The organism is Rhodoluna sp., from assembly GCF_024641065.1.
GTDB lineage: Bacteria > Actinomycetota > Actinomycetes > Actinomycetales > Microbacteriaceae > Rhodoluna.
Window position 1 is genome coordinate 108,402 of the sequence record NZ_JAHEDV010000033.1, and the last position, 25,985, is coordinate 134,386.

27 protein-coding genes, 2 tRNA genes and 1 pseudogene are annotated in these 25,985 nt (G+C 51.5%); 15 read left to right on the top strand and 15 right to left on the bottom strand.

Annotated elements, in window-relative coordinates; translation table 11 throughout:
• Positions 1-29 precede the first annotated feature (29 nt).
• Positions 30-926: a TIGR01777 family oxidoreductase gene (locus tag Q0L26_RS06440; RefSeq protein ID WP_296648943.1), complete on the top strand. Its 897-nt coding sequence runs from the start codon at positions 30-32 to the stop codon at positions 924-926.
• 58 nt (positions 927-984) lie between these two features.
• Here Q0L26_RS06440 and Q0L26_RS06445 read toward each other — a convergent pair whose 3' ends face one another.
• The 3 genes from Q0L26_RS06445 to Q0L26_RS06455 all read right to left on the bottom strand — a co-directional run bounded on the left by Q0L26_RS06445 (position 985) and on the right by Q0L26_RS06455 (position 2,935).
• Positions 985-1,506, bottom strand: a complete 522-nt coding sequence (locus Q0L26_RS06445; RefSeq protein ID WP_296648945.1) for a hypothetical protein — start codon at positions 1,504-1,506, stop codon at positions 985-987.
• 90 nt (positions 1,507-1,596) lie between these two features.
• Entirely contained in the window at positions 1,597-2,232 is a 636-nt protein-coding gene (locus Q0L26_RS06450; RefSeq protein WP_296648948.1) for a hypothetical protein, read from the bottom strand.
• Between the two features lie 43 nt (positions 2,233-2,275).
• Entirely contained in the window at positions 2,276-2,935 is a 660-nt protein-coding gene (locus Q0L26_RS06455; RefSeq protein ID WP_296648951.1) for a GNAT family protein, read from the bottom strand.
• Between Q0L26_RS06455 and Q0L26_RS06460 the strand changes: the two genes are divergently transcribed.
• Together Q0L26_RS06460 and Q0L26_RS06465 are read left to right on the top strand one after the other, a co-directional pair.
• The gene (locus Q0L26_RS06460) at positions 2,861-3,532 is read left to right on the top strand and encodes a 5-formyltetrahydrofolate cyclo-ligase (protein WP_296648954.1); all 672 of its coding nucleotides are present in this window, start codon (positions 2,861-2,863) and stop codon (positions 3,530-3,532) included. The two genes, Q0L26_RS06455 and Q0L26_RS06460, sit on opposite strands and share 75 nt — an antisense overlap.
• A gap of 4 nt (positions 3,533-3,536) precedes the next feature.
• The gene (locus Q0L26_RS06465) at positions 3,537-3,731 is read left to right on the top strand and encodes an FmdB family zinc ribbon protein (RefSeq protein ID WP_296648957.1); all 195 of its coding nucleotides are present in this window, start codon (positions 3,537-3,539) and stop codon (positions 3,729-3,731) included.
• 17 nt (positions 3,732-3,748) lie between these two features.
• Here Q0L26_RS06465 and Q0L26_RS06470 read toward each other — a convergent pair whose 3' ends face one another.
• Positions 3,749-7,429 (bottom strand): hypothetical protein, encoded by a 3,681-nt coding sequence (locus tag Q0L26_RS06470; RefSeq protein ID WP_296648959.1) that lies wholly within the window; start codon positions 7,427-7,429, stop codon positions 3,749-3,751.
• A gap of 98 nt (positions 7,430-7,527) precedes the next feature.
• On the opposite strand from Q0L26_RS06470, the gene Q0L26_RS06475 reads away from it, so the two are divergent.
• Positions 7,528-7,600 (top strand) — tRNA-Arg (locus Q0L26_RS06475).
• A gap of 62 nt (positions 7,601-7,662) precedes the next feature.
• On the opposite strand, the gene Q0L26_RS06480 is transcribed toward Q0L26_RS06475, so the two are convergent.
• The 3 genes from Q0L26_RS06480 to Q0L26_RS06490 form a co-directional block, all read right to left on the bottom strand.
• Entirely contained in the window at positions 7,663-8,163 is a 501-nt protein-coding gene (locus tag Q0L26_RS06480) for an HNH endonuclease (RefSeq protein WP_296648962.1), read from the bottom strand.
• A 141-nt stretch (positions 8,164-8,304) separates the two neighbouring features.
• Positions 8,305-9,237 (bottom strand): C40 family peptidase, encoded by a 933-nt coding sequence (locus Q0L26_RS06485; protein WP_296648964.1) that lies wholly within the window; start codon positions 9,235-9,237, stop codon positions 8,305-8,307.
• Positions 9,238-9,403: 166 nt separating this feature from the next.
• Complete coding sequence (locus Q0L26_RS06490) at positions 9,404-10,099, bottom strand: metal-dependent transcriptional regulator (protein WP_296648967.1); 696 nt, start codon at positions 10,097-10,099, stop codon at positions 9,404-9,406.
• Between the two features lie 94 nt (positions 10,100-10,193).
• Here Q0L26_RS06490 and serC point away from each other — a divergent pair, with 94 nt between their 5' ends.
• Positions 10,194-11,312 carry a phosphoserine transaminase gene (serC, locus tag Q0L26_RS06495; protein ID WP_296648969.1) on the top strand — a complete coding sequence of 373 codons (1,119 nt, stop codon included), beginning with the start codon at positions 10,194-10,196 and terminating at the stop codon, positions 11,310-11,312.
• Between the two features lie 4 nt (positions 11,313-11,316).
• Positions 11,317-11,544 (top strand): DUF2530 domain-containing protein, encoded by a 228-nt coding sequence (locus Q0L26_RS06500; RefSeq protein WP_296648974.1) that lies wholly within the window; start codon positions 11,317-11,319, stop codon positions 11,542-11,544.
• A gap of 111 nt (positions 11,545-11,655) precedes the next feature.
• Here the strand turns inward: Q0L26_RS06500 and Q0L26_RS06505 are convergent.
• Both Q0L26_RS06505 and Q0L26_RS06510 read right to left on the bottom strand, forming a co-directional pair.
• Positions 11,656-12,048: pseudogene (locus tag Q0L26_RS06505) on the bottom strand (DUF3027 domain-containing protein); the annotation flags it as partial.
• Positions 12,041-12,424, bottom strand: a complete 384-nt coding sequence (locus Q0L26_RS06510) for a cold-shock protein (RefSeq protein ID WP_296648976.1) — start codon at positions 12,422-12,424, stop codon at positions 12,041-12,043. The gene Q0L26_RS06510 and the pseudogene Q0L26_RS06505, both read right to left, overlap by 8 nt.
• 74 nt (positions 12,425-12,498) lie before the next feature.
• On the opposite strand from Q0L26_RS06510, the gene Q0L26_RS06515 reads away from it, so the two are divergent.
• From Q0L26_RS06515 to Q0L26_RS06540, 6 genes are read left to right on the top strand one after another with little or no spacing between them, the layout of a single operon-like run.
• Positions 12,499-12,780: a hypothetical protein gene (locus Q0L26_RS06515; RefSeq protein WP_296648979.1), complete on the top strand. Its 282-nt coding sequence runs from the start codon at positions 12,499-12,501 to the stop codon at positions 12,778-12,780.
• A gap of 21 nt (positions 12,781-12,801) precedes the next feature.
• Positions 12,802-14,547, top strand: a complete 1,746-nt coding sequence (locus Q0L26_RS06520) for a helicase-associated domain-containing protein (protein WP_296648981.1) — start codon at positions 12,802-12,804, stop codon at positions 14,545-14,547.
• 9 nt (positions 14,548-14,556) lie between these two features.
• Positions 14,557-16,194 (top strand): DNA repair helicase XPB, encoded by a 1,638-nt coding sequence (locus Q0L26_RS06525; RefSeq protein WP_296648984.1) that lies wholly within the window; start codon positions 14,557-14,559, stop codon positions 16,192-16,194.
• A 52-nt stretch (positions 16,195-16,246) separates the two neighbouring features.
• Positions 16,247-16,945: a response regulator transcription factor gene (locus tag Q0L26_RS06530; RefSeq protein ID WP_296648986.1), complete on the top strand. Its 699-nt coding sequence runs from the start codon at positions 16,247-16,249 to the stop codon at positions 16,943-16,945.
• Positions 16,945-18,429, top strand: coding sequence for a HAMP domain-containing sensor histidine kinase (locus tag Q0L26_RS06535; RefSeq protein WP_296648991.1), 1,485 nt, complete (start codon positions 16,945-16,947; stop codon positions 18,427-18,429). The genes Q0L26_RS06530 and Q0L26_RS06535 overlap by 1 nt, the downstream gene beginning before the upstream one ends.
• 59 nt (positions 18,430-18,488) lie before the next feature.
• On the top strand, positions 18,489-18,776 hold the full coding sequence (locus tag Q0L26_RS06540) for a WXG100 family type VII secretion target (RefSeq protein ID WP_296648993.1): 288 nt from the start codon (positions 18,489-18,491) through the stop codon (positions 18,774-18,776).
• Here Q0L26_RS06540 and Q0L26_RS06545 read toward each other — a convergent pair.
• The 4 genes from Q0L26_RS06545 to Q0L26_RS06560 form a co-directional block, all read right to left on the bottom strand.
• Entirely contained in the window at positions 18,754-19,161 is a 408-nt protein-coding gene (locus tag Q0L26_RS06545; RefSeq protein WP_296648995.1) for a MarR family transcriptional regulator, read from the bottom strand. The genes Q0L26_RS06540 and Q0L26_RS06545 overlap by 23 nt on opposite strands.
• 81 nt (positions 19,162-19,242) lie before the next feature.
• Positions 19,243-20,859, bottom strand: a complete 1,617-nt coding sequence (gene groL, locus Q0L26_RS06550; protein WP_296648998.1) for a chaperonin GroEL — start codon at positions 20,857-20,859, stop codon at positions 19,243-19,245.
• A gap of 174 nt (positions 20,860-21,033) precedes the next feature.
• Entirely contained in the window at positions 21,034-21,237 is a 204-nt protein-coding gene (locus Q0L26_RS06555) for a cold-shock protein (RefSeq protein ID WP_296649000.1), read from the bottom strand.
• A gap of 174 nt (positions 21,238-21,411) precedes the next feature.
• Positions 21,412-21,954 (bottom strand): LytR C-terminal domain-containing protein, encoded by a 543-nt coding sequence (locus Q0L26_RS06560; RefSeq protein ID WP_296649002.1) that lies wholly within the window; start codon positions 21,952-21,954, stop codon positions 21,412-21,414.
• 65 nt (positions 21,955-22,019) lie between these two features.
• On the opposite strand from Q0L26_RS06560, the gene msrB reads away from it, so the two are divergent.
• A complete protein-coding gene (gene msrB, locus Q0L26_RS06565; protein WP_296649005.1) occupies positions 22,020-22,418 on the top strand; it encodes a peptide-methionine (R)-S-oxide reductase MsrB in 399 nt (132 codons plus the stop codon).
• A 47-nt stretch (positions 22,419-22,465) separates the two neighbouring features.
• Here msrB and Q0L26_RS06570 read toward each other — a convergent pair.
• Positions 22,466-22,538, bottom strand: a tRNA-Thr gene (locus Q0L26_RS06570).
• A gap of 51 nt (positions 22,539-22,589) precedes the next feature.
• Positions 22,590-23,429 carry a thioredoxin domain-containing protein gene (locus Q0L26_RS06575; protein ID WP_296649008.1) on the bottom strand — a complete coding sequence of 280 codons (840 nt, stop codon included), beginning with the start codon at positions 23,427-23,429 and terminating at the stop codon, positions 22,590-22,592.
• Between the two features lie 163 nt (positions 23,430-23,592).
• On the opposite strand from Q0L26_RS06575, the gene ugpC reads away from it, so the two are divergent.
• Both ugpC and Q0L26_RS06585 read left to right on the top strand, forming a co-directional pair.
• Positions 23,593-24,669 carry a sn-glycerol-3-phosphate ABC transporter ATP-binding protein UgpC gene (gene ugpC, locus Q0L26_RS06580; protein ID WP_296649010.1) on the top strand — a complete coding sequence of 359 codons (1,077 nt, stop codon included), beginning with the start codon at positions 23,593-23,595 and terminating at the stop codon, positions 24,667-24,669.
• 45 nt (positions 24,670-24,714) lie between these two features.
• Positions 24,715-25,980: a DUF4032 domain-containing protein gene (locus Q0L26_RS06585; RefSeq protein WP_296649264.1), complete on the top strand. Its 1,266-nt coding sequence runs from the start codon at positions 24,715-24,717 to the stop codon at positions 25,978-25,980.
• The last annotated feature ends 5 nt before the right edge of the window (positions 25,981-25,985 follow it).

Sequence of the window (25,985 nt, forward strand, 5' to 3'; positions counted from 1 at the left end):
ACATCTTTAGGTATGCGAAGGAGCAATTCATGAGAGTACTAATTTCAGGTGCAAGCGGACTAGTCGGCACAGAGGTTGCAGCTCAACTGCGCGCTGCCGGTCATGAACCGATTCGCTTAGTGAGACGAAAGAGTGTTTCGCAAGATGAGGTTGAGTGGAACCCTAGCACCGGGTACCTGACCCCTGGGGTAATCGAAACCGTTGATGCGGTTGTTAATCTTGCTGGTGCCACCACTGGCAAAATTCCTTGGACTTCAACTTATAAAAAAGAAATTATTCAATCGCGACTTGACTCAACAAAAACATTGGTCGACGCCATGCAAAATACAAAGAAGCGCCCGAAGGTTTTTGTCAGCGGATCAGCATCTGGAATCTATGGAGATCGTGGCGACGACCTGCTGACCGAGAATGAACCGAAAGGCAAGGGTTTCTTGAGCGACCTTGCCTACCAATGGGAACAAGAGGCTCTAAAAGCACCGGCTGATGTTCGAGTGGTCTTGGTGCGAACCACAATGGTCATGTCTCGCACTCTTGGCGCCCTGGGGCGACTTCTTCCGCTGATCAAATTGGGAATCGGTGGCCCTCTGGGTAAAGGCAAACAGTGGTGGGCGTGGATCAGCCTCAAAGATGAAGCTGCAGCAATCATTCACTTGATCAACACCGAGTCAGCTAGCGGCGCCTTCAACCTAACTGCACCAGAATTCGCCACCTGCAAGGATGTTGTCGATTCGCTGGGTAAGGCCCTTCACCGACCAACAATCCTCGCTGTTCCGAGTTTTGCACTGAAGCTTTTGCTAGGTGAGGCTGCGACAGAACTTCTGCTTTGCAGTCAAAAAATGAGTGCCGATCGACTGGTTGCTTCTGGGTTTAAATTTCAACACCCGACTTTGAAACAAGGCGCCGACTGGGTGGTTTCAAAAAACTAATTCAAGAGAAAAATAAAAAACCCCGCCAGTGATTGGCGGGGTTTTTTATTGAAAGTGATTACTTCTTTGGAGCAGGCTTAGCAGCTGGCTTTGCAGCTGGCTTAGCGGCTGGCTTAGCAGCTGGCTTAGCAGCAGGCTTAGCAGCTGGCTTTGCAGCTGGCTTAGCGGCAGCCTTCGGCGCTGGCTTGGCAGCAGTTTTAGCGGCTGGCTTAGCAGCAGCCTTCGGTGCTGGCTTAGCAGCTGGCTTCTTTGCAGCGGCTGGCTTTGCAGCAGCAGCCTTTGCGGTGGTCTTTGCAGCGGTTCCAGCAGCCTTCTTTACTGCAGTACCTGCAGTCTTGGTTGCCTTGGTTGCAGTCTTGGTTGCAGTCTTGACTGCGGCGTTGGTCTTCTTCTCAACAACCTTTGCAGTTGAAGCAACCTTCTTCTCTACGTTGTCAACGGCCTTTTCAACCTTCTTCTCAACAACGGCAGCGGTCTTCGCTACTTCGTCAACAGCCTCGGCAACAAGTGCGCCGGTGTCTTTTGCAATGCTCTTTGCGTTCTTTGAGAACGCCTTCTTTACTGAAGCAAAAATGCCCATGAGTATCTCCTGAAAAATTGATTTTGGAATTGCTATAAGTTTAGTCGACTCAACTCAGAAATCGACCTAGGGCTATTCGCTAATGCGAAGCTAGCCGTTTGACCTGCGGCGACGAAGAATCTCATCGAGTTCTGCTGAATCAAATTTTTGCTTGGCTTTTGAAGCTGGTGAATCTTCGATTGAAACCACATCGGCAAGCACTGGAATCTCAAGCTGACCGATGTGTTGGCGTGGTGCCGGTAGCGGGTTTCGCTGCCAAGCTCTTGGGTCGTTCTCAGCCTCTTGCTCGTTCGCCTCACCAAGAATTCGTGAATTTGCAAGACCCGATCTGAACCCCGCCTTGCCCTGAGCACTGCTTGCCAAGAGAGCACGGTTTACTTTCACAGCTTTGACAAAAACACTCATGGTGAGGGAACCCATCAAAAAAGCAGAAGCACTTGCAGCCCAATAGTAAGGCGCTTCAACTGCCAGATACCCGGTAACAGCCGCGGTTGCGACAAACATCAAAGTTAGAGCACCAAAAGCTCGTTTAGTCAAAGACAACCTGAAGCTTCGATGTGCAACAGAAGCCACCGACCCCTTGCGGCCAACAGTTTCACGCTGCAAATTTTTCAGTTCAGATTTGATCTGTCGTTTATAGCTTCGCTCGTCATCGCGCTGCTCAGAACGCTGGTGCCAACTTGGTACGAAAACCCAAAACCACAATGCGGCGATGACTAGCAGCATCAAGCCGCCGGATCCATTGAAGTTCATATCTCAAAGATATGAGTCAGCTACCGCCGAAGCCATCATTTAATTCGGTGTGTTTAATTTCAGGCTCAATATTTTGAAGCCACGGATAATTTTGCTCGGGCGTTTTGCCCTGAATCCAACGGTTAAGTAATCCACCAATCACCTCTTCGTGAGTGATCGCGAATACGTAGTGGTCTCGCCAAGCTCCGTTGATGTGAATGTAGCGCTCTTTCAAACCTTCGTATCGAAGACCCAGTTTCTGAACCACTCGCAGTGAGGCTACGTTTTCTGGACGAATGTCAATCTCCACTCGGTGCAACCCGACAACGTTGAAAAGATAATCGGTCACCAGTGCAACCGCGGTCGGCACTACGCCTCGACCGGCTACCTCAGGCACGACCCAGTAGCCAATTACTGCGCCGCCAACCGAACCAAAAGTTATACCGGCAACATTCAGCTGCCCGACGATTTTTCCGTCGACGAGAATCACGAACGGCAAACCCTGATTGTCGTTCATTTGCCTTAGCCAACCTCGAATTTGAGCTCGGTAGTCAAATGAATTCGGTCCATACGGATTGGTCGCCTCCCAGGGGCGCAACCACTCTCTATTCGACAAAACAGCATGCTCGAGGTCCTTGGCATCCTTGGCTTTGATAATTCGAAGCAGAACGTCGCCGTGGGTGAGCGCAAAAGACATAGGCACGATGGCAAGATTAGTCGCATGGATGAACTTGCCGCGAACAAGCAACAACTGCGTGCCGAACTAAAAGAGCGTCGGGCCAGCTTGGAGTATGACCCTGAGGTTGCAGAGCAGCTCAATGTTCACCTAGCCGAGCTTTGCCTAGCAACTGGAGCAAATCGCATTGCCTGCTACCTACCATACGGAAACGAGCCAGATACCGAACTTTTCATTGACTGGGCCATCGACAACAATATCGAGGTTCTCCTTCCAGTTTCAAAAGCAGACGGCGAGCTCGAATGGGTCATTTTCGAAGGCGAATCAGAAGTAGGGATATTTGGTTTCCACGAAGCAACCGGTACGACCACTGCTCCCGAGAATGTTGATCTAGCGTTCATCCCAGCCCTGGCTGTTGACCAGACCGGAACCAGGCTTGGCAAGGGCAAGGGTTATTACGATCGAGCGCTTTTGAAGTTTGAACCGCTGCCGCCGGTTATCGCTGTTGTGTTTGACGATGAATTGCTTGAGTCAGTGCCCAACGAGAGCCATGATCACCCCGTCGACGCAGCTGTCACGCCCTCGCAGGTTGTGTTGTTCACCGAACGGTTAAAATAGAAGCGTGCCTACTTATTCATACGCTTGCAAAAACTGCGAGCACACCTTCGACATTCAGCAGTCATTCTCAGAAGACGCGCTGAAGGTTTGCCCAAAATGCCAGGGTGAACTTCGCAAGGTTTTCGGCCAGGTGGGCGTCACTTTCAAAGGCAGCGGTTTCTACAAAACCGATAATGCCTCACCTAAGAAAAGCAGCTAATACAAGACTCCTGAGGCCTAGCCCCAGTGCGGCGGCTTGTCTTGTTTCAAACGCTGATCATTTGAATCGACACGGTCACCCCATGCTGCATCGGTGTCTTCAAAGGCTCGGTCTGAATCATCAAATAATGGCACTGACCGTTTAGTCACCTGCATTCCCAATTGCTCGGCGATGCGAATTGCTAGCGCCTGCGGGTTAGAGAACAATTCAAAACTATAAACACGGATGTACTTCCAGCCGAGAGCTGTCAAAAGGCCCGGTCGAATGTGGAATTTCTCGGTTCTGTTCTCGCCAGGAATAGACCAGTCAGCTTCGATTACGGCAGCGCTCTTGGCATAGGCAACCACCAAAGGTGTCTCTTGCGAGAAGCCGGTGTCGACTCGAGCGCCAAGCTTCTTGAGCCGCAGACTCAAGTCTTGAAGCATTGGGTCTACTGGGTTTGCTACTGGTTCACGTTCGGCACTCGCGGCTTGCAATAGGTCTTTGAGCAAAGCAGCTCCGTTCGCCATACGGTCAGTTGGCACTTCGTCTGGGCCAAAGCAGCTGACAACTGTGATTTGCTTTCGTGCACTGACCAGCAGGTTGGCCAAGTAGCGTCGACCATCGACATCGCTCATTTGACCGAAGCTTGAAAGCACGGCTCCGTGCGAAGTTCGACCGTATCCAAGCGAGAAAATTACTCGATCGGCGATTCGATGACCAAGGTCAGCTAGTGGAGCTACTTCAAATTTCTCGCGACCATGAGAATCAAAGAATTCTGCAAGGTTTGGCTTGTCACGCAAGCCGGCAATCACAGCTGCACGAATTCGTTCAGCGTGAACGGTAGATGCGCTTGAAACCAGAAGTGACTGATCAGGGTGCCAAAGTGCGTGGTTATAAACCAGGTCTACTGTTCGAGCCAATTCAGCATCAAGGCTCTCAGTTGCACCCTCGATTGTGGTTTTCGCGCGGTTGCCCTCGGTGACCTGATCAAGAATGAAATTTCGCTCGCCAAAATACTCGGCGGCAGATGGAGCGTATTGAATTCGATTTTGATAGAACTCGCGATTAATGAGCTCACCAAGCGATTGACCTGTGGTTCGATAACTGCGTCGCAAAACCTCAGAACCGAAGATTCTGCGCGCCTCTGCAAATACCGATGCAACTGATAATTCGCGGCCCAGCGGAATGGCTCGGCACTCGATTTCGAATCCAACCGGCGCGGCAATCGCATCGTCACCAAAGGCAATAATTTGTTTTGATCGCGAAATTGCCCCAAGGTTTTCAGCGATGGTCGAGCCAGCGGCATCTAGAACCAGCACTGCGTCAAAGGCTTGTTCCTTGCCAATAAACGCTGGCAACTCATACGGCGAAAGCAGAAGCGCAGGTGCAAGTGCCGGCCAAATCTTCGGCGCTGCCGCCTGTGTCAACGCAAAGTTAGTTGCACCAGATTTCAGCAATTGCTTTAGGGCTGTTGCTTCGCTCTTATTGGCGGCTAGCGCCTCATTCCATCTTTTGCTGAGGGCTTGAGCGACAATCCGTGCCCCTACCTCGATTTGCTCATCGAAGGCAATTTTGAAATTTTCTTCATTTTGAGCAAGCTGCTCAGATGAGAAATTCAGAATCGAATTATCGCGAGTAATCAGCACCTCAAGTGCTGATTGCCACCAAGCTTGATCAAGTTCTGCCGCAAGGTGTTCGCGTGAAGTGTGAAGTCTGGCTAGATCTCGGCTCAACGGACCAAGCCCAACGGCAGCAAGGCGACCTGAAACCATCGAACGCTCCCCCAGCTTCTCGAGGGCGTCGGTGTCTTCAGCGAGTGAAGTCAACTTCTGCTGAAGCTCAAAAAGAGTCATTTCTGTTAATGACTGCTGGCCAGGGGCATCATCCATGTGGCTTTGAAGTTTTTCAAGATCTGCCACGAACGCTTGGAGAGCGATTTGCGCGTCGTGAATGCCAGTTGGCACCTGTGGTGCGGTCGGCATGGTTGAGAATTCAAGCCAAAGTTCGCGTTGCTCTTGAATGGCTTTGAGAGCAACGTGCATGTCGGCAACATGCATGCCGGTTCGCAGATATTCCTTGGCGAGTTTCTTAAGACGCCTGCGGTTACCGCCAGACATTTGCGAACGTTCGCTCTTATCTACGCCTTTTCTTGGGGCAGTTGCAGCAACCAATTCAGTAATAGGTCGATCGAAAACGGCAGGCAAAAATCTATCTAGAGTCTCTCGAATGCCAACAAACAATCTGAGGTACTTGGACCACTCGTCGACACTATTTGCAGCTTTGAAATTCACTTTTTCGGTGAACTCGGCTAACTGGTTTGCAAGCTTCGGATAAGCCTCGTCACGCAGGTGTTTCGCGAGCTCAACGGCCTGTTCAACTTCAGCCGGATTCGAGAATTTAGCTTGGAACCATGCTGTGTCCTGTGGTCCGAACTTAAACTCACCAAGTTCAAAAGCCTCAGTGAGCAGGTCGATTGCAGCCGATTTATCGAGGTGTTGCAGCAAGTATTGTTCTTCGATTCGCGCACTGGTTAGAGGGGCGTGCGGCAAACCGCTCAGTCTTGAAAGCTCTCGCAGTACTCGAGCTAGCGAAACTCCTAGAACCTCATCAACATCGTTCAGTGTCTTGAAATACTCGTCTAGCGAGTCCTCGGCCGCGATTCGCTTTGCGCGAGCAGCTTCAGCATCAACAGCTGAGGCTTTTTCATTTCTAGAAATCGCAGCGATGATGTCGACCCAGGTTGAATCGGCACGAATTCCGAGACCGCCTAAGCCAACAGCCGACAGCCGATCGGCTAATTCATTGAGCGTCTGACGTCTTGGAGCCACCACGAGGGTGCGTTTGCCATTTTCAGCCAAGGCCGCAAGCACGTTGACAACTGTTTGCGTGTAACCGCAACCCGGCAGAGTTTCTACTGCAAAACTTTGGCCAGCTAGTGCTCTGGCCACCACGCGCATCTGAGTTGCATCGGCATCGACTACAAGATTTAGTTCGGGAATGTCGATTTCGCCAAGACCATCGGTTGGCTCACCGGTAAGAGCATCGAGCAAACCGTTGCTGGTGTGGGTCAAATCTCTCAGCAGGGTCTGAGAAACTGCGGTGAAGTTTCCAATCACCAGAATGCGCTTCAGGTCTAGGTTTGCTTTATCTGCGGTTAGGTTCGCCAGATAATTCAAAACGGTTAGAGGCACCAGGTCAGAGCTTTCGTTCTGACGAGCGAGCAATTCTGATTGGTTGAGGTTTATGCCATAGGCAACTTCTAGCGATTCAACCAAAATAGGGTTCACCTGCGGAGGACCAGCCAGCGACAGTTCGTAGTCTTCGCCTTTTTTGAGCAAATCGAGAGGCCACATCAAAATTGGCACGTTCAGGTCAAAACCATCGGCCTCAAAATTCGCCAAGCCGCCGACCAAATAGAGCGTGTCAAGGCCAAAGTTGCTGCTTATGCGATCAGCTTTAGCTTTGATTCGGCGAGCAGCAGAAAGCGCTCTCGAAAAAGCCAGCGGGTCGCGAACTAGGTTTGAAAGCAGGGTTTGTCTTCCGGTGACAAACTGAGAAAAACCACCCGGATGGCTGCGCTCTAGGTCGATCTGACCGAAGGTATTGGTCTCGAAAGTCATCAGCGGATTAGTCACGCCGATTGCCTTCAATTCTTCTTCCCAGCTCTGCCAGCTGGTGCGGTTGACTTGCCCGCTTGAACCTTCGTTATTAGTCATGAAACGAGCCTAACTTTTAGGCTTCAAAACAAGGTTTAGGCTTGCCCGAATGCTCAGAAAACCCTCAGTTTGAACTCTCAGGTATATTTGGGGTTTCCGGCTCCGTAGCTCAGTGGATAGAGCAGAGGTTTCCTAAACCTTGTGTCGTAGGTTCGATTCCTATCGGGGCCACTAAATCTCAGGTTCAACGCACAGGCTCAAACGACTGACGTCGTTTTCGGGGCCACTAAATATCAGGCAGCGAGCATTTCGAGGTAGGCGTTCCATTCGGGTTCAACCCGCTCTGCTCCGCGAACTGTCCAACCCCCGCCCGAGGGCATCCGTGGCGTAAAGCCCAAAGACCAACCAATTTCACTCAGGGTTTTGTCGCTCTTTTTGTTGTTGCATTTCAAGCAACAGGCAACCAGGTTCTCCCAAGAGTCGCGACCACCCCGAGATTTTGGTTGCACATGATCGATGGTGTTTGCGGGTCTTCCACAATATGCGCATTGGTGACCGTCACGCCTCAAAACGCCTCTTCGAGAAACTGGGATGTTCCGGTTGCTCGGCACGCGAACGTAGCGCGACAACAAAATGACCGATGGCAGATCAAAAACTTTGCTGGCACTGTGAACAGTCTTGTTGCTTGCCCCAGCCAGAATCACGGCTTTGTCATTCAAAACCAGCATCAGCGCTCGTTTGAAAGACACCACAGCTAGTGGCTCATAACCAGCATTTAAAACCAAAGTGTGCATGAAACCCTTTCGAATAATCCCAGACGGCTTCTGGGTTTTCGTTTGGTTCTTAACTCTTCGAACTTATTGTCAGGTTACGCCCGCGCGCGCGAAACATGAATGCAATTAATGCAGTGTTTTGGTAAAGGTTTGGTGAAGAAATTAATTGGTAGCTAGGCGAATGTAATAAACATTGCTGGTGTAAATCGGTGCAAGCTTTACCGAGTCACCCGGGCGCGGTGCGTGATAGAACTGACCGTTACCGGCATAAATGCCGTCGTGGCTGTGGTCGCTCATGATCACTAGGTCACCAGGCAAGGCGTCTTCTGCCTTGATCGGAATTCCCAATCGAGCCTGGCCATGTACCGAGTGAGGCAGCGCAACACCAAATTGTGCGAACACGAATGCTACGTAACCAGAGCAGTCAAAACCACGAGGGGTTTCGCCACCAAACACATAAGGGGTGCCGACATACTTTTGTGCGACCTTAAGAATGGTTGCACCATCAAGGCGACTGTAAGGCGGGTTAGCCAAATAGTCAGAGGCGGTTGGGCCGTTATACGTTCTATAGCTGTTTAGAGTCTCTTGACGAGCAATCTCTGCGGCATCGGCAGACTTGTAGTTTCCGCGGCTGTACTTAACCACGTTCACAGCTGCAACCGTTAGGTTCTGGGTGCCTTCACCTGAAGCCAAAGCTTGTGCATCGGTTGTGGTGAAGCGCGACATCGCTGCCACGTCTGGGTCATATGCGTAAGCCGGCAACGCGAAGGTTGCAAAAAGACCTGAGGCAACCGACATGGTGATTACGTTGCGAACTGGGCGTCGCTGATAAAAGCGAACTTTGCGAACCACGGATGGCACGGTGAACCCATTGGAAGTTGGGGTTGAAGTCTGTTGTTGTTTGGCAAAATATTCGCGATCGAGCTTCGCCTGCTTTTTTGCAAGGCGGCGTGTACGGCGTGACTGGCGAGCCTTCTCGGCTTCGCGAACTGAACGACGAGAACGTAGTTCAAACGATTCCAAGACGTTGATTTCAACGTCGGCGCGGTGCTTGCCTGCGGCTTTATTGGCCAAAACTAAACCTCCGAGTCTCATTCACGAGGTGAATCCTGCAGCGAAACTATTCGTTCTAAAGACTTGGATTGCAGGCAAAGGAAACCATCCGAGTCCGATTGAGTTCCAGGTTTATGGAACGCAACTTTTACAGTTTACCAACTGTTTCCTGAGAAATCACCCAGAGAGTTAGGCAAGCGGGGGTTACTTAACCCTCAACGAACAGGTGTCGGGCAAGGTCTTCAGCGATCTCGAGACCATCTTCGAGTTGGTGGTTGCTCACAAAAACCACGCCTGGGCGGTGGTCAATCGAAATGCGTTGACCAGGCACAATTTGCAGCGTCTGAAGTTGGGTCAGTAGCGACACGTCAACCTGCAGAGGCTCGCCGATGCGGCGCAGAATAAATGAGTTTTGCCCCGCAAATGCGCGAGGTACATCGGCAACTGAAACCACACCTTCGCCAAAACTCGGGTTAGTTTTCTTGCCAAGCCCTTCGAGCCCCGGAATCGGGTTTCCGTAAGGCGAAACATCCGGGGTGCTAATTAGTTCAATAATTTTTCGCTCGACGCGCTCACTGATTACGTGTTCCCAGCGGCAAGCCTCTTCGTGAACAAATTCCCATTCAAGGCCAAGGATGTCAGCCAGAAGGCGCTCGGCGAGTCGATGCTTTCGCATGACAGAAATTGCCTGTTCACGACCACGGTTCGTCAGCTCGAGGTGTCGGTCGCCTGAAACCACTAGCAAACCATCGCGCTCCATTCGAGCAACAGTCTGAGAAACAGTTGGCCCTGACTGGTCGAGGCGTTCTGCGATTCGAGCTCGCAGTGGAATTTGACCCTCTTCTTCAAGCTCGAGGATCGTGCGCAGGTACATTTCGGTCGTGTCGATTAGATCGTGACTCATCTGTCTTTACTCCCCTCGATTGATTAATCACAAGATTACCCTTTGGTGTGCCCTAGCTCACCGAGGCTCGGCCACAGCAAAGTAAACTTGAGCCATGTCTGAAATCAACATTCCTACTGAGTTTTTGCCACTTGACGGTCGCTTTGGTTGCGGCCCTTCTCGCCTTCGTCACGAACAGATCGCCGCATTTGCTTCAGAAGGCGCAAAACTTATGGGAACCTCGCACCGCCAAGCACCGGTAAAGAACCTTGTCAAGCGCGTGCAAGAGGGCTTGATGGATCTTTTTCACAACCCTGAGGGCTACGAAATTGTTCTCGGTAATGGTGGTTCAACTGCATTCTGGGATGCCGCTGCTTTCTCGCTTGTAGAGAAGAAGGCTCTGAACTTGGTTCACGGTGAATTTGGCAGCAAGTTTGCATCAGCACTTACTAATCCTTGGCTAGACAAGCCGACCGTAATCAACGGAACCCCAGGTTCACGCCTAGAACTTCAGGCTGAAGCCGGAGTTGATTCTTATGCTTATGCGCAGAACGAGACCTCTACCGGTGTAGTCACTCCGGTTCGCCGCGTTACCGGTGCCGACCAGGGTGCTCTTATGTTCACGGATGCCACTTCAGCAGCCGGAGGCATTGACTTTGATGCAACCGAAACCGATGTCTACTACTTTGCACCTCAGAAAAACTTTGCCTCTGATGGCGGCCTTTGGTTTGCACTCATGTCACCAGCGGCAATCGAACGCGCTGAGAAAATTGCTGCGAGCGATCGCTACATCCCAGAGTTCTTGAGCGTTAAGACTGCGATTGACAACTCACGACTCAACCAAACTCTTAACACCCCAGCGATTTCAACCCTGTTCTTGCTAGGTGAGCAAATCAACTGGATGAACGAAAATGGCGGCCTATCTTGGGCAGACGCTCGAACCAAGGCAGCATCGGCACACCTTTACAACTGGGCAGATGCATCAGAGTTTGCCACCCCATTCGTGAGCAACCCTGAACACCGCTCACAGGTTGTTGTAACCATCGACTTCAATGACTCGATCGACGCTGCAGCCATCGCCAAGGTGTTGCGAGCAAACGGAATCGTCGATGTTGAGCCTTATCGCAAGCTGGGCCGCAACCAGCTTCGTGTAGCGACCTTCACCGCTACTGAGCTGGCAGACGTGCAAAAACTTACTCAGGCAATCGATTTTGTGGTTGGCGAGCTAGCCTAAACAAATGCGCCTTTACGTCAAAGACTCTGAGCGAAAGCCAGACCCGGCCCCGGTTAAAACCAATGCCCGACTAGCAATTGCCGTCGGGCTGGTTTTGTGGGTTGTTGCTTTGGCTTTATGCCTCGTCTTTGCGCCCGCGCTTGCGGCGGCCGAAAAATCTTGGTGGCTTTCTACGTGCCTTTTTGGCATTGCTCTCGGAATCTTCGCCTTCTTCAAGGTTCGTCGCCGCTAGTTCTGCACTTTCAGGTTCAGCTTGAGTAGTTTCACCAGACTGAGCTTCGTCAAGTGAATCTTCTTCGGGTTCAGTTTCAGAGCCTTCAACCGCCAGATCTGCGCCAACTTCATCAGCAACGTCATCTTCATCGAGCTCATCATCTGAGTCTTCATCTTCATCAGCTTCGGCAGCATCGAGTGCAGCCTGAGCTTCAAGTTCGAGTTGAAGAGCCTTATAGTCGGCAAGACGCTCCGACCATGGAATCCACTTTGGAGCAACCAGCGATTCAGAGCCTGGCATCAACAAAACTTCAGAAACAGTCGGCGCTGAGTCACCCTGAAAAATAGTGACTGACCAACGCCAGCCGACATAACCCTTTTGTTTCGATTCAAAAAGAAAGGTAAGGGTGTTGTCGCCTTCGTCAATTACTTCGACAAAATCACCAACGGTTTTTTTAGGCGCAGCGGCAACAGCAGCTTCGCGCGCAAAAGCGAGGTTGGTTAGGTCAGTGTTATTAGGCATCCAGCTCTTCTGCCAATTTGCGAAGCAGAGCGGCAATCTTCTTGCCGTTTGATGACTCTGGGTACTTGCCGTGCTTTAGGCCACCACCAAGGTGGTCAAGAAGACGAATCAGGTCTTCAACAATTACTGCCATTTCGTCGGCCGGCTTGCGGCCCATCTTGGCGAGGCTTGGCGGTGCGTCTAGCACACGCACTGAAAGCGCTTGGGCTCCACGCTTACCCTCGGCAACACTGAATTCGATTCGGCTACCAGGGCGAATTGAGGTAGTGCCTGCAGGCAGCGCGCTTGCGTGAAGGAAGACTTCGGCACCCTCGTCAGATGCGATGAAACCAAAACCTTTTTCTTCGTCGAAGAACTTGACTTTGCCGGTTGGCATGGAAACCTCTTTCGTAAATCCAAACCCTTATTTTAGCCGAGTTATCCTGGGATTCCCACGGGTATCCTAGAAGGATGGCTAAACAAACTTCAGCACCCAAAGAATCACCTGCTCCGAGAATCGAAACCATCCTTGCCTACATGGCAGCTGGATTGATTGGAACCTCGGTCTTGGTAATGATCATCACCTTGATTATGGCCGCGTCAAGCGCAGCAACCCCAACCGTTGGCGCCACCAACCTGCTGCCACTAATGGTTTTCTACCCGCAGTTCGGCTTGGCAGCAGGAGCGCTCTGCATCATTTTGCTGTTGGTCTTCAACATTCGACGTCGCAGTCGCGAAAACCGCAGCAACTAGTTTTGCGATTGCGGGGGCATCATGAGTGAGTTATTGCAAGTCGCAGCATCATTGCGCAAGCTCACCGATGACCAACTTGAAACGCTTTTAACTGAGCGCATGATTAATGCTTCAGGAGCGGTTGACTTCTTTGACATAGCCGAGGCACTAACAAAGCCAAACTCAATTTCAGCCGCGATTTCTGGGCTGCCGTTTAGTCAGGCCCGCGCACTCGAAAACCTAGTCGCAGGTTCTACGGAACAAACCGAAGCTGCAACCGAACTGACCAAATTGATGTTGGTCGACAGCGAGTTCAAGCCTTTTGAATCCACTCGCGAAGCCTTTAAGCAGTTCCCTGCAATCCGTGAAAATTTAACCTCGGTAACTGAACAGACTTCGACCGATCAGGTCACGGTAGACCGAGATGCTGGTCTCGAAATTTTTGAAACTGTGCAAGCAATTAATGAGCTGATTTTTGATCTTGAGCTGCGCTATGTGCGCGAGGTTGGCAAGCGCAACGTTGGACTACCCGACCTCAAGCGCCTGGCGAATCACCTGCGCAAGAACAACGATTATGCCCGCGAGATTTACGACTTATCCAGGTTTGCAAACTTGATCACCCTCGCAGACGGTCGCTGGCAGCTGACACCACAATCTGATGCTTGGCTCACCTGGAGCCCGGCCGAACGCTATTTGCACCTTTGCTTGGTCTGGCGGCAAATGCTTGGCGACACCTCTGCGCGAGAACTAAACGCGACTATCTCGAACCTCACTCTGCCGATTTCGCTTAGCGAAAAATTACCGGCCGTTTATCCTTTTGCCGACAACTCGGTGTCATCGAAAATAACCAAGTTGAGCAAGTTTGCGGCCATGCTGGGCCTTTCTGCAAACGGCTGGATGAGCTCGTGGTGCAGCAAGGTACTGGTTTGTGAACACCAAGCAGCTTCTGAGTTAGCTACTCAGCACCTGCCCGCAAATCAAAATCGCATCATTGTGCAAGCCGATCTTTCTATCATTGCTCCCGGCCCGCTGCCAACCAGCCTCGAGATTCAACTTCGGCGCTTTGTTAGCACCGAGCAAATTGGTGTGGCGTCTACCTATCGCCTTTCAGCGCTCAGCCTGAGTCACGGTCTTGAAACCGGCATGGATGAAAACCAGATTCGCGAACTGCTCGCCGAAATGTCAGGAACTAAACTCCCTCAGCCGGTTGACTACCTAATTCGCGAGGCTGCGAATCGCTTCAAAAAACTCACGGTTTCAGCTGGCACCGACAGCGCTCGCTCAGTCATTAGGTCGAGTGACGTGGTGCAACTTGCGTCAATCATGAACGATTCTCGACTCAAACCCTTTGCTATCCAGGCGTTGCCAAACGGTGACTTGGTTTCAAGGTTTGAACCCGAGGTGGTCTATTTTGGGCTGCGTGAAATCGGTTTGCCAGCGGTGCGAATAGATGCCTCAGGCGAGGTCATCTCACCGCACCAGGTTAATGCCCAGGCTGACGGCGTTAGCGCCACTAAATCAGTGCGTGAAGACATTGCTAGATTGCGCGAGCAAGATGCAAAGGTAGGCGATTCACCCGATGGCGATGACCTAACTCGTCAAATTGAACTCGCCATTAAAAACAAGGGCAAGGTACTGGTGACCGTGAAATCTGCTGCCGGAGATGAGATTGATTTCACTCTCGAACCAATCGGCATTGCCAACGGCCGCCTTCGCGCCAAAGACCGTAAGGCAGACATTGAGCGAACTCTTCCGGTAGCCAACATCATCCGAGTAGTTATTCAATAGGCTAGAAGGATGACTACTGGGCCACTGATCGTTCAAAGCGACAAGACTGCTCTGCTTGAGGTTGACCACCCGCAGGCTGCTGATGCCCGTCATGACCTTGCGATTTTCGCCGAGCTCGAGCGTGCGCCCGAGCACATTCACACCTACCGAATCACTCGTCTAGGGCTTTGGAACGCTCGTGCGGCCGGTCACGATTCTGATTTTGTACTTGGTGTGCTCGACAAATATGCCAAGTTTGCGGTGCCAAGTTCTGTGCGTGCCGACATCACCGAAACCATGTCTAGGTATGGTCGACTGGTTATTCAGCGGGGTGCAGATGGCGAACTCGAATTGTTTTCGACCGACCGCGCCATTTTGCTCGAAGCGAGTCGACACCGAAAAATTTCTGAACTTCTAGATGGCCCAATTTCAAACGAGGCCTTCAAGATTCAACCCTGGGCACGTGGCCAGGTAAAGCAAGAGCTTTTGAAACTTGGCTGGCCTGCTGAAGACTTTGCTGGCTATACCGAGGGCACCCCGCACGAAATTGCAATGCAGCAATCCAGTGAGTGGAAAGTGCGTGACTACCAAAACCAGGCAGTCGAGAAATTCTGGGATGGCGGCTCTGGTGTCGTTGTTCTGCCATGTGGTGCCGGTAAGACCATCGTCGGTGCCGCAGCTATGGCCGTGGCCAAGACCAACACGCTCATCCTGGTAACCAACACGGTTTCGGCTCGTCAGTGGAAGTCAGAATTGATTCGCCGAACCACACTCACCGAGGATGAAATTGGCGAGTACTCAGGTTCTTTGAAAGAAATCAAGCCGGTCACAATTGCGACCTACCAGATTTTGACCACCAAGCGAAAGAGTGAATACGCTCACCTGGCACTTTTGAATGCCAACGACTGGGGCCTAATCGTTTATGACGAAGTGCACTTGCTGCCAGCACCGATTTTCAAGATGACTGCCGATTTGCAGGCGAGAAGGCGTCTGGGCCTAACTGCGACCTTGGTTCGCGAAGATGGCAAAGAGGGTGAGGTTTTCTCACTGATTGGGCCAAAACGATTCGATGCACCTTGGAAAGAAATCGAGGCGCAGGGATACATCGCTCCGGCGGCTTGTTTTGAAGTTCGAATCGACCTACCTGACGAAGAGCGCCTGAATTATGCAGTATCAAATCAAGAGGATCGCTATCGGATCGCGGCTACTTCTTCGAGCAAAATTCCGGTAATCAAGCAGTTGATGGCTAGGCACCAAGGTGAGCCGACTCTGATTATTGGGCAATATCTAGATCAAATTCACGAAGTTTCTGCGGCTCTAAAAGTTGACGAAATCACCGGTGAAACTCCGATTGCAGACCGCGAGCGACTTTTCGATGATTTCAGAAATGGTCGAATCACCACTCTTGTAGTTTCGAAGGTTGCCAACTTCTCAATTGACCTGCCCGAAGCATCTGTCGCGATTCAAATTTCAGGTTCCTACGGAAGCCGTCAAGAAGAAGCCCAACGCCTCGGTCGCCTTTTGCGCCCAAAGGCTGATGGTCGCGCGGCCAACTTCTACACCCTGATTGCCCGCGACACCATTGATCAAGACTTCGCTCAAAACCGCCAAAGATTCTTAGCCGAACAAGGTTATAGCTACGAAATTATGGACTCTTTCGAGCTCTAAGCATCCAGCAGACTCACAGGAATCTCCCAGATAAACCTGTGAAACTCTCAGTATGGAAAACATCAAGGTACTTATCGTCGACGACGAGCCAAACATCCGTGATCTTCTTTCAACCAGCCTTCGCTTTGCCGGGTTTAGCGTTCACGCTGTAGCCAACGGTGCCGATGCGGTCAACGCCGCTGAAAAAGGCAACCCCGACATCATCTTGCTTGACGTAATGCTGCCTGACATGAACGGCTTTAGCGTAACCAAGAAAATTCGCTCGATGGGCATCAATGCTCCGGTTTTGTTCTTGACCGCCCGCGACGAAACTGAAGACAAAATCACCGGCCTAACCGTTGGTGGCGATGACTACATGACCAAGCCATTTAGCTTGGATGAAATTGTTGCGCGTATTAACGCAATTCTTCGTCGTACCAAAGCGGCTGAGGTCGAAGAGTCAGTGCTCGAAGTTGGCGAGATTCGAATCAACCAAGATGCGCACGAGGTCTTCGTCAATGACAGCGCGGTTGACCTGAGCCCTACCGAATACAAACTATTGCGCTTTTTGATGTCAAACCCAAACCGCGTTTTGACCAAGGCCCAGATTCTCGATCACGTGTGGGAGTATGACTTCAACGGTGAAATGGGAATCGTAGAGTCTTATGTTTCTTATCTTCGAAAGAAACTTGACCCACTAACCTCCGAGCCGCTAATTCAAACCAAGCGCGGCGTTGGTTACATGTATAAGTCAGTCAAGAACGGCAAGTAGTGTCAGAAAAGTTCGGCAGCATTTGGGAGCGCATTTCTCTGCGCTCTAAGTTGACCGCACTCTCAGTAGCTCTCATCGGCCTGCTTTTGATGGTTTCGAGTATGGGCACAATCTCACTGATTCGTACCTACCTGTTGGCGAACACTGACACGCTTTTGACATCCACAGCTGAGGTATTGAATCATGAAGACCCGATGCTAATCGAAGCGCACCTTGCCAATGGTGAACTGACCCTGCCGAGCCTGCCGAGTGATTTCTACATCGGTTATGTGAGCGCTGAGGGCAAGTTGATCATTGGTTTGGTTTCTAGCGCCAGCGATCAAGACGAAGTGCCTAACCTAACAGGCTTCACATCGGCTGTTGTCGCAGCCAGTGGCGGTGTTCCATTCGAGGTTGACAGCAACGGAAAGATTGCCGAAGAAGTTCGCGGCGAGGGCTGGCGAATGGTTGCTGTTCCGCTAACCACAAGACCCGGCTCTCTGATTGTGGCGCTGCCGACCAATGCCAACGGTGCATTGCTAACCATGTATGGCTCTATCGGCTTAGGCTTTGGGCTGCTGTTGCTCTTCTTCAGTGGATTCAGCATTTGGTTCACAATTTCTTCTGCACTTAGACCGCTGAATGAGGTTGAGCGCACCGCCAAGCTGGTGAGCGCCGGCGATACATCCCAGCGGCTCATTGAGCGACCGGGCAACACTGAAATTGCGCGTCTAAATCGTGCACTTAACAGCATGCTCAATGGCATTGACGGTGCCATGCAAAATCGCAACGCAACCCTAGATCAAATGCGTCGTTTCGTTTCTGATGCCAGCCACGAGCTTCGCACTCCCCTAGTTTCTGTTCGAGGTTATGCCGAACTTTACCGAATGGGTGCGCTGAAAAAGCCTGAACAAATTGCCGAGGCAATGGGTCGAATTGAGAGCGAAGCGGTGCGAATGACCGGCCTCGTCGAGAGTCTCTTGACCCTTACGCGCATGGATGAAGGCGCAGCCCCAACAAAGACCCCGACCAACTTGGTATCGCTAGCCCACGACAGCGCCATGGATGCAAGCGTTGCAGCAGCAGGGCAGAGCATCCGTGTGATTCATGCTTCGGGTGAAGACTTTGCTGCCGATGAATCGCTTATGGCAAACGTTGACGCCAATGCAATTCGTCAGGTTTTCACAAATCTGTTGGCCAATGCTTCGCGTTTTTCACCGGCAGACGGCTCAATTGAAATCGTGTTAGACGACAGCGCAAAAGTTGACGGCAAAAAGTTTGTAATTGTCGATGTTCGCGATCACGGCGAAGGAATTCCTGAGCAGTTGCGAGACAAAGTTTTTGAGCGCTTCTATCGCGTCGACAACTCACGCAATAGCGAAACTGGTGGCTCGGGCCTTGGTTTGGCGATTGTTTCGAGCATCGTCAAGCGCCATGGCGGCAACATCGTTGCAATCGAAACCGAAGGCGGCGGCGCTACGTTCCGAGTGTCGCTTCCGGCCTAGTTATTCACAGATTTGCCAGATCAAGCCCAAATCACGCATGCTTTCGGCACACTGACTCCATGACTCAATTCACCGTAGATAGCGACCAGGTTCTGGTTGCCAACAGTGCCGTTCAAAACAGCATTCAAATACTCAACCAAGAGGCCACTGCGCTGTTGGGCCAACTAAACGCGCTGCAATCCTCATGGACAGGCCTTGCCGCAAACAGTTTTCAAGAGCTAGCCAGTCGATGGCGAGTGACTGCCAGTCAAGTCGAGAATCAACTAAGTGATATTGGCCAGGCACTTGCGATGGCGGCAAGTCAATACAGCGAAATTGAACTCGCTAATCAGCGGTTATTTTTGTAATTTCATCAGCGCGGTCAGCTAGGCGGCTGAGCACGTTGGCTTCAATGTCCGAGTAAAGCGCGGCAGCGGTTTTAGAAAGTGCCACGCGACGCTCACGCGCGTCAACCAGTGCATCGCGGCGCTCAACGTAGCCAAGCTTTTCGAGCGGCTGTAGCGCTCTCGTGAGGCCAGAGACACTAAGACCAACGGTCGCCGCAAGGTCGCTTCTGCGCATGCCTTCAGAATCGGCCGCTACTAAGGCCCTCATGATCACAAATTCGTTGAAACTCACACCGTAGACCAAACCGCTATCGAGGCGTGACTCAACCTGGTTTACAAAGGAGCGAAGCTTTAGAAACTTATCCAGAATCTGCATGATGCCTTTCGAATATAGTTGCGAACGCAACTAATTCAATTATGCACCAGCCTTCGGCAAGACATAAAAAACGGGCAGCCCCGAAAGGCTGCCCGTTTTTTATGAATCGACTTAGAAGTCCATGCCGCCCTGTGGTGCAGCAGCCGGAGCAGCAGGCTCTGGCTTCTCTGCAACAACAGCTTCGGTAGTCAAGAACAAACCAGCAATCGAAGCTGCGTTCTGCAGTGCTGAACGAGTCACCTTCACTGGGTCATTGATGCCAGCCTTTAGCATGTCAACATATTCGCCAGTAGCTGCGTTTAGACCCTCACCTGAAGGTAGGCCTGCAACGCGCTCTGCTACAACACCAGGTTCTAGGCCAGCGTTGATTGCGATCTGCTTTAGCGGAGCTGAGATAGCAACACGAACAATGTTTGCACCAGTAGCTTCGTCTCCGGTTAGCTCTAGCTTCTCGAATGCAGTCTTGCCAGCCTGAAGCAATGCAACGCCACCACCGGCGACGATGCCTTCTTCAACAGCAGCCTTGGCGTTGCGAACTGCATCTTCGATGCGGTGCTTGCGCTCTTTAAGCTCAACCTCGGTAGCTGCACCAGCCTTGATTACTGCTACACCGCCGGCAAGCTTGGCTAGACGCTCCTGCAGCTTCTCGCGGTCATAGTCGCTGTCAGAGTTGTCGATTTCGCGACGGATCTGCTCAACACGACCAGCGATCATGTCCTGGTCGCCAGCACCTTCAACGATGGTGGTTTCATCCTTGGTGATAACAACCTTGCGCGCACGACCAAGTAGGTCAAGGGTGGTTGCATCTAGCTTTAGGCCAACCTCTTCAGAGATAACCTGACCACCAGTCAAGATTGCGATGTCCTGAAGCATTGCCTTGCGGCGGTCACCAAAGCCAGGTGCCTTAACAGCGACTGACTTGAAGATGCCACGGATCTTGTTGACGATCAGGGTAGCGAGTGCCTCACCCTCGATGTCTTCAGCAATGATCAAAAGCGGCTTGTTGGCCTGAATAACCTTGTCAACGATTGGTAGAAGGTCTTTGATGCTTGAGATCTTTGAGTTTGCAATCAAAACATAGGCATCTTCAAGAACTGCTTCTTGACGCTCTGGGTCGGTAACCATGTAAGCCGAGATGTAGCCCTTGTCGAAGCGCATACCTTCGGTTAGCTCTAGCTCAATGCCGAAGGTGTTTGACTCTTCAACGGTTACTACGCCTTCGCGACCAACCTTGTCGATTGCCTCAGCGATTAGCTCACCAATCTGGGTGTCGCCTGCAGAGATAGACGCGGTTGCCGCGATCTGCTCTTTGGTCTCGACTGGCTTTGCGTTTGCAATTAGTTCTACGGTTACAGCTGCAACAGCCTTCTCGATGCCGCGCTTCAGGCTGATTGGGTCAGCACCGGCAGCAACGTTGCGAAGACCTTCGCGAACCAATGCCTGAGCAAGTACGGTTGCGGTGGTGGTTCCGTCGCCGGCTACGTCGTCAGTCTTCTTGGCAACTTCTTTAACCAGTTCTGCACCAATGCGCTCGAATGGGTCGTCTAGCTCGATCTCTTTAGCAATCGAAACACCATCGTTAGTGATGGTCGGGGCGCCCCACTTCTTTTCTAGAACTACGTTGCGACCACGAGGGCCAAGGGTTACCTTGACGGTGTCAGCAAGGATGTTAAGACCGCGCTCCATACCGCGACGGGCCTCTTCATTGAAGTGAATGATTTTTGCCATTTTAGGTTCAATCTCCTGTAAGTATTTAGCACTCGGTACGTTTGAGTGCTAATGACTATTTTGGCACTCTCACCCCTAGAGTGCAAACAGGGTTAACCGCTATTGGCGAACATCCTGGGATAAAAAAATCACCCTCCCCGAAGGGAGGGTGATTTTGTAAAAGATCTAAGGGTCTTAGCCGATTACGTGAACTGCGTCAGCCTGTGGGCCCTTGTCGCCGTTCTTTACTTCGAACTCAACGCGCTGGTTCTCTTTTAGCTCCTTGTAGCCATCTGACTGGATTGCTGAGAAGTGTACGAATACGTCTGCTCCGCCATCCTGGGTGATGAAGCCGAAGCCCTTTTCAGCGTTGAACCACTTTACGGTACCTTGTGCCATTTGTTTTTTACTCCTGTTACATAACGACGTCTGAAATAATTTCTCAGAGCGAGTCGCATAGAAAAGAGCTGGTGCTACGTGTACTGCTACGACCACTTACAACACTAGCCTTGCAAAATGTAATCACCTAGAGAAATCTAGGCAAAAAGCCAAGTGTTTATCGAACGGTTATAACTATTCAGTTACCGGAATTTCGTATTCGGTACCCAAAACGATGGTGATCGGGCCGGCAAATTGATCTGAAACAGTCACCAGAGGCGAGCCGAGCAGTTTGGCCATTTCTTCGGCTTCTGCCCTGAAAAGTTCGTCGGTGATAACAATTGTTGAAGTTTCGATGGTGATTGGTTTTCCGTCAGCATCTTCAAGCGCGCTCCAGTTGAGCACGTTGAAACCAGCAGATTCAAGGTCTGCAGCGAATAATTGACCAGCGGCAATCTTGGTATCGTCAGTTTTGCCTGAGCCATCGACTACGGCAACACCCGGGCGAGCGTCTTCGGTTGCTGTTGGGCTTGGCGATGCATTTGTAATGACGCCTTCAAAAACGCTAGATGCGTCAGCAAATTTCAAAACACCCCAGGCAGCTCCTGCTACCAAAATTCCGGCACCAAAAATCTTTACCCATTCCAAGGCTCGATCTTTGCCAGTGCGACGAGCGCGATGGCGACCACCGTGAACTGATGCTGCATCAAATTCGTCGAGTGGGAACTTTTTAGCCATGAATCCTGCTTATCTTTGAGGCACTAAGAAGTGCAGTTTCAATTTTAGGCGAAGTAGGTTGGGGCATGAACTATCCAGTTGAGAAATCTGATGAACAGTGGCGCGAAGAACTGACCGATTTTGAATATCACGTTCTGCGAGAAGCCGGAACCGAGCGCGCTTATACGGGCGAACTTCTTGAAGAAAAACGCGTTGGTACGTTTTCTTGCCGAGGATGTGGGGCTGAACTTTTCACCAGTGAAAGCAAATTTGATTCTCACTGTGGCTGGCCAAGTTTTTATGAACCAAAAGCCGGTGACGCGGTCGAACTACTTGAGGATCGAAGCGTTGGCATGGTTCGCACCGAAGTTCGATGCTCAAACTGCGGAAGCCACCTAGGCCACGTATTTGAAGATGCACCGCAAACCCCGACCGGCGATCGATACTGCATCAACTCGGTCAGCGTAACTTTCAAGAGCGTTTAATGACTTTATGAAAAAAGGACCCCCATTTGGGAGTCCTTTTTCTTTTGAGCCGACTAGGGGACTCGAACCCCTAACCACCTCATTACAAGTGAGGTGCGCTACCAATTGCGCCAAGTCGGCCAGTTGCCCGAAGGCAACCTGTCCAGCCTATAAGGTCTGGAAGATTTTTGCTTAGTTAGCTGAAGCTTCTTGCACAAACTGAGCGAAGCGAGCCGGGCTGGCTAGCTCTTCAGCTGTTGCAAACGCATACTGCTTGCCATTCACAACGATGGTTGGAGTGCCGCCCATCTTGATCTCGGTTCCAGGAACCATCTCGTTCAGAATGCGAGTGGTGGCACTTTCAACCCAGCTGCCGAAGCTCTTGTTGTTGATGCAGCTGGTGATCTGCTCCAGGTTTGAAACCCCTGCCTCTTTGGCGCGGTCAGCAAGTTCAGCGTTGTCTGGGCCGGCGGTGCCTTCATCTGGCTGGTTCGCAAACAACAGGTTGTTATAGGCCAAGAAGCTGTTTGGTGAATATTCAGCAACACAGATAGCAGCGTTGCCGGCACGGCTTGAGTATTGGTTCAAAGAAGCACGGCTGTCTAGGAACGATACCGGGTGAATTTCTAGGGTTACTGAGCCTGACTTGACCCAGCTCTCAATCTGAGATGCGTTTGGGTTCTCAAAGTCACGACAAATTGGGCACTGGTAGTCGACATACATGACGATGTTTGGAACATCTGCGTCTGGGGCTGGTGTCTGGGTTTCGGTGAAAGCCTTAGCCTCGAGGCCGATCTTGATTCCGTCGTTAAAAGACATGTTCTTTGGGGTTAGCTGCACCTGGTTTGCGCCCTGCACAACAACCATTGAAACGATTGCGATTGCGGCAATAATTGCAGCACCACCGCCGGCAAACAAGATGTTGCGCTTGCGCTTTTCGTTCTTCTTGTGCTGCTCACGAAGCTCACGGGCCTTTGCACGGGCCTGTTCGCGCTGCTCGCTGCGAGTTGGTCTGTTCTGGTTCGGTGTCATTGAGTCCTCAATCAGTTAGTCACAATATGGTGACAGTCAGGCTTTCAAGTCTAACCGCAGGCCCCTCTGATGCCATAATGAAGTTCATCAGCAGCGTCGCTGTTGATGTTTCTATCACTACGGATCGTCCGGCACGTACCTGCCGGTGAAGGAATAAGAAAAAATGGCATCAGTAACATTCGATAACGCCACCCGCCTATACCCAGGTGGCACCCGCCCAGCAGTTGACAAGCTGAACCTCTCTATCGCCGACGGCGAGTTCTTGGTTCTTGTTGGCCCATCAGGTTGCGGAAAGTCAACCTCATTGCGCATGCTGGCTGGTCTAGAAGACGTCAACTCAGGTGCAATCCGCATCGGTGACCGCGACGTAACTCAGACCCCACCAAAAGACCGCGACATTGCGATGGTTTTCCAGAACTACGCTTTGTACCCACACATGACCGTTGCCGAGAACATGGGCTTCGCTCTAAAGATCGCTGGCGTTAGCAAAGAAGAGCGTGCAGAGCGCGTTCTAGAGGCTGCAAAGCTTCTTGACCTAGAGCCATACCTAAGCCGCAAGCCAAAGGCCCTTTCTGGTGGTCAGCGTCAGCGCGTTGCCATGGGTCGTGCGATTGTTCGCAAGCCTCAGGTATTTCTTATGGATGAGCCTCTTTCAAACCTTGACGCGAAGCTACGCGTTCAGACCCGCACCCAGATTGCGTCGCTTCAGCGTCGCCTGGGCGTAACCACTGTTTACGTGACCCACGACCAGGTTGAAGCTATGACCATGGGTGACCGCGTTGCAGTTATGAAAGACGGCATCCTGCAGCAGGTTGCTACTCCTCAGGAACTATACGACGAGCCAGCAAACGTTTTCGTTGCAGGCTTCATCGGCTCACCAGCCATGAACCTTCTACAGCTTCCAATCGTTGAGGGTGGCGTGCAGTTCGGCACCACCGTTCTAAAGGTTGAAAAGTCTGTACTAGCGAAGACCAAGGCTAAGTTGGTCACCGTTGGTATCCGCCCAGAGAACATCACCGTTACCAAGTCAGAGGGCATTGCCGTCGAGGTTGACGTTGTTGAAGAACTTGGTGCAGATGGCTACCTATACGGTCACACCTCAATCGACGGTGCAGAAGCAGACGTTGTTGCACGTGTTGACGGTCGTGTTCACCCACACGCTGGCGACAAGGTCTTCTTGAAGGCTGACGGCGGCATCGTTCACATCTTCGACGTTGAAACTGGCGAGCGCCTTAACTAATAAGTGAGTTCACTAGACATCACGGCTGCCACGGTAGAACCAGCAATGCTGGATCTACCGTGGCATTTGCCATTGGAGGACTGGCCGAAAGAGAACATCGCAGCTTTACCTAAGGGTTTGAGCCGCCACACTGTTCGTTTCGCCCATCTAAACGACCACGTAATCGCTATCAAAGAGACGCTCCCCGAGCTCGCTAAGCGCGAATACGACATGTTGAAATTGCTGCTCAAGCTTGACGTACCTTGCGTTGAGCCATTCGCAATCATCAACAATCGTGAAACCACGGATGGCGAGCCACTGCTATCCGTTTTGATTACACGCCACTTGAAGTTTTCATTGCCTTATCGCGCCATGTGGTCACAGGGTCTAAGACCTGACACCGCAACCCGATTAGTTGACGCCTTGGCCCTGTTGCTGGTTCGCCTGCACATTGCCGGTTTCTTCTGGGGCGATGTATCGCTTTCAAATACCCTGTTCCGTCGCGATGCCGGTGCATTCGCCGCTTATTTGGTAGATGCCGAAACTGGCCACCTGTATGACTCTGGTCTTTCAAACGGTCAACGCGAGAACGATCTAGAAATTGCCCGCATCAACATTGCCGGCGAATTGATGGATCTGATCGCCAGTGGTCACGCAGCGCCTGGAGTTGATGCGTTGGCCACCAGCGAACGCATCGTCGCCAAGTATCGCGAGCTGTGGGAGGCCTTGACCGGTGTTGAGACCTTCAAGTCAGATGACCGCTGGAAGATCAACCGTCGTGTTTCAAAGCTGAATGAACTGGGCTTTGACATCGAAGAACTGGCTATCAAGACTGATAGCGAAGGCTCGACTGTCAAAATTCAGCCAAAGGTTGTCGACGCCGGCCACCACCAACGCAGATTGATTCGCCTAACTGGCCTAGATGTTGAAGAGAACCAGGCTCGTCGCCTACTCAACGACCTTGACCAATACCGCATTGATCACCCGCGACCAGGTGCCGACGAAGAGGTGCTTGCCCACGAGTGGTTGAGCAACGCCTTTGAGCCGGTCATCACTTCGATTCCAAAAGAACTTGCCGGCAAGCTTGAACCAGCTGAAATTTATCACCAGGTTCTTGAACACCGCTGGTACATGTCTGAAAAAGAATCCAAGGATGTTCCGCTTCAGGATGCAGTCTCTAGTTATGTAGAAAACGTATTGCGTTATCGACGTGAAGAAGAGTCGTATCTTGGCACTTCAACCGAGTTAATCACTTTGCCAGATGCCATTCCTCGCGGAACCATCGTGGTTGCTGAAGATGATGAAGAAGTTGACTGGAGAGATCTGGTCTAGACCTT

Coding starts and splice junctions, on each gene's coding strand:
- Q0L26_RS06470 (WP_296648959.1), bottom strand. CDS start 7,429: ATGACTAATAACGAAGGTTCAAGCGGGCAAGTCAACCGCACCAGCTGG.
- Q0L26_RS06485 (WP_296648964.1), bottom strand. CDS start 9,237: ATGAGACTCGGAGGTTTAGTTTTGGCCAATAAAGCCGCAGGCAAGCAC.
- ugpC (WP_296649010.1), top strand. CDS start 23,593: ATGGCATCAGTAACATTCGATAACGCCACCCGCCTATACCCAGGTGGC.
- Q0L26_RS06515 (WP_296648979.1), top strand. CDS start 12,499: ATGGCTAAACAAACTTCAGCACCCAAAGAATCACCTGCTCCGAGAATC.
- Q0L26_RS06520 (WP_296648981.1), top strand. CDS start 12,802: ATGAGTGAGTTATTGCAAGTCGCAGCATCATTGCGCAAGCTCACCGAT.
- Q0L26_RS06450 (WP_296648948.1), bottom strand. CDS start 2,232: ATGCTGCTAGTCATCGCCGCATTGTGGTTTTGGGTTTTCGTACCAAGT.
- Q0L26_RS06530 (WP_296648986.1), top strand. CDS start 16,247: ATGGAAAACATCAAGGTACTTATCGTCGACGACGAGCCAAACATCCGT.
- Q0L26_RS06455 (WP_296648951.1), bottom strand. CDS start 2,935: ATGTCTTTTGCGCTCACCCACGGCGACGTTCTGCTTCGAATTATCAAA.
- Q0L26_RS06490 (WP_296648967.1), bottom strand. CDS start 10,099: ATGAGTCACGATCTAATCGACACGACCGAAATGTACCTGCGCACGATC.
- Q0L26_RS06575 (WP_296649008.1), bottom strand. CDS start 23,429: ATGACACCGAACCAGAACAGACCAACTCGCAGCGAGCAGCGCGAACAG.
- Q0L26_RS06560 (WP_296649002.1), bottom strand. CDS start 21,954: ATGGCTAAAAAGTTCCCACTCGACGAATTTGATGCAGCATCAGTTCAC.
- Q0L26_RS06555 (WP_296649000.1), bottom strand. CDS start 21,237: ATGGCACAAGGTACCGTAAAGTGGTTCAACGCTGAAAAGGGCTTCGGC.
- Q0L26_RS06525 (WP_296648984.1), top strand. CDS start 14,557: ATGACTACTGGGCCACTGATCGTTCAAAGCGACAAGACTGCTCTGCTT.
- serC (WP_296648969.1), top strand. CDS start 10,194: ATGTCTGAAATCAACATTCCTACTGAGTTTTTGCCACTTGACGGTCGC.
- groL (WP_296648998.1), bottom strand. CDS start 20,859: ATGGCAAAAATCATTCACTTCAATGAAGAGGCCCGTCGCGGTATGGAG.
- Q0L26_RS06460 (WP_296648954.1), top strand. CDS start 2,861: ATGCTCGAGGTCCTTGGCATCCTTGGCTTTGATAATTCGAAGCAGAAC.
- msrB (WP_296649005.1), top strand. CDS start 22,020: ATGAACTATCCAGTTGAGAAATCTGATGAACAGTGGCGCGAAGAACTG.
- Q0L26_RS06480 (WP_296648962.1), bottom strand. CDS start 8,163: ATGCACACTTTGGTTTTAAATGCTGGTTATGAGCCACTAGCTGTGGTG.
- Q0L26_RS06500 (WP_296648974.1), top strand. CDS start 11,317: ATGCGCCTTTACGTCAAAGACTCTGAGCGAAAGCCAGACCCGGCCCCG.
- Q0L26_RS06540 (WP_296648993.1), top strand. CDS start 18,489: ATGACTCAATTCACCGTAGATAGCGACCAGGTTCTGGTTGCCAACAGT.
- Q0L26_RS06440 (WP_296648943.1), top strand. CDS start 30: ATGAGAGTACTAATTTCAGGTGCAAGCGGACTAGTCGGCACAGAGGTT.
- Q0L26_RS06585 (WP_296649264.1), top strand. CDS start 24,715: ATGCTGGATCTACCGTGGCATTTGCCATTGGAGGACTGGCCGAAAGAG.
- Q0L26_RS06445 (WP_296648945.1), bottom strand. CDS start 1,506: ATGGGCATTTTTGCTTCAGTAAAGAAGGCGTTCTCAAAGAACGCAAAG.
- Q0L26_RS06510 (WP_296648976.1), bottom strand. CDS start 12,424: ATGCCAACCGGCAAAGTCAAGTTCTTCGACGAAGAAAAAGGTTTTGGT.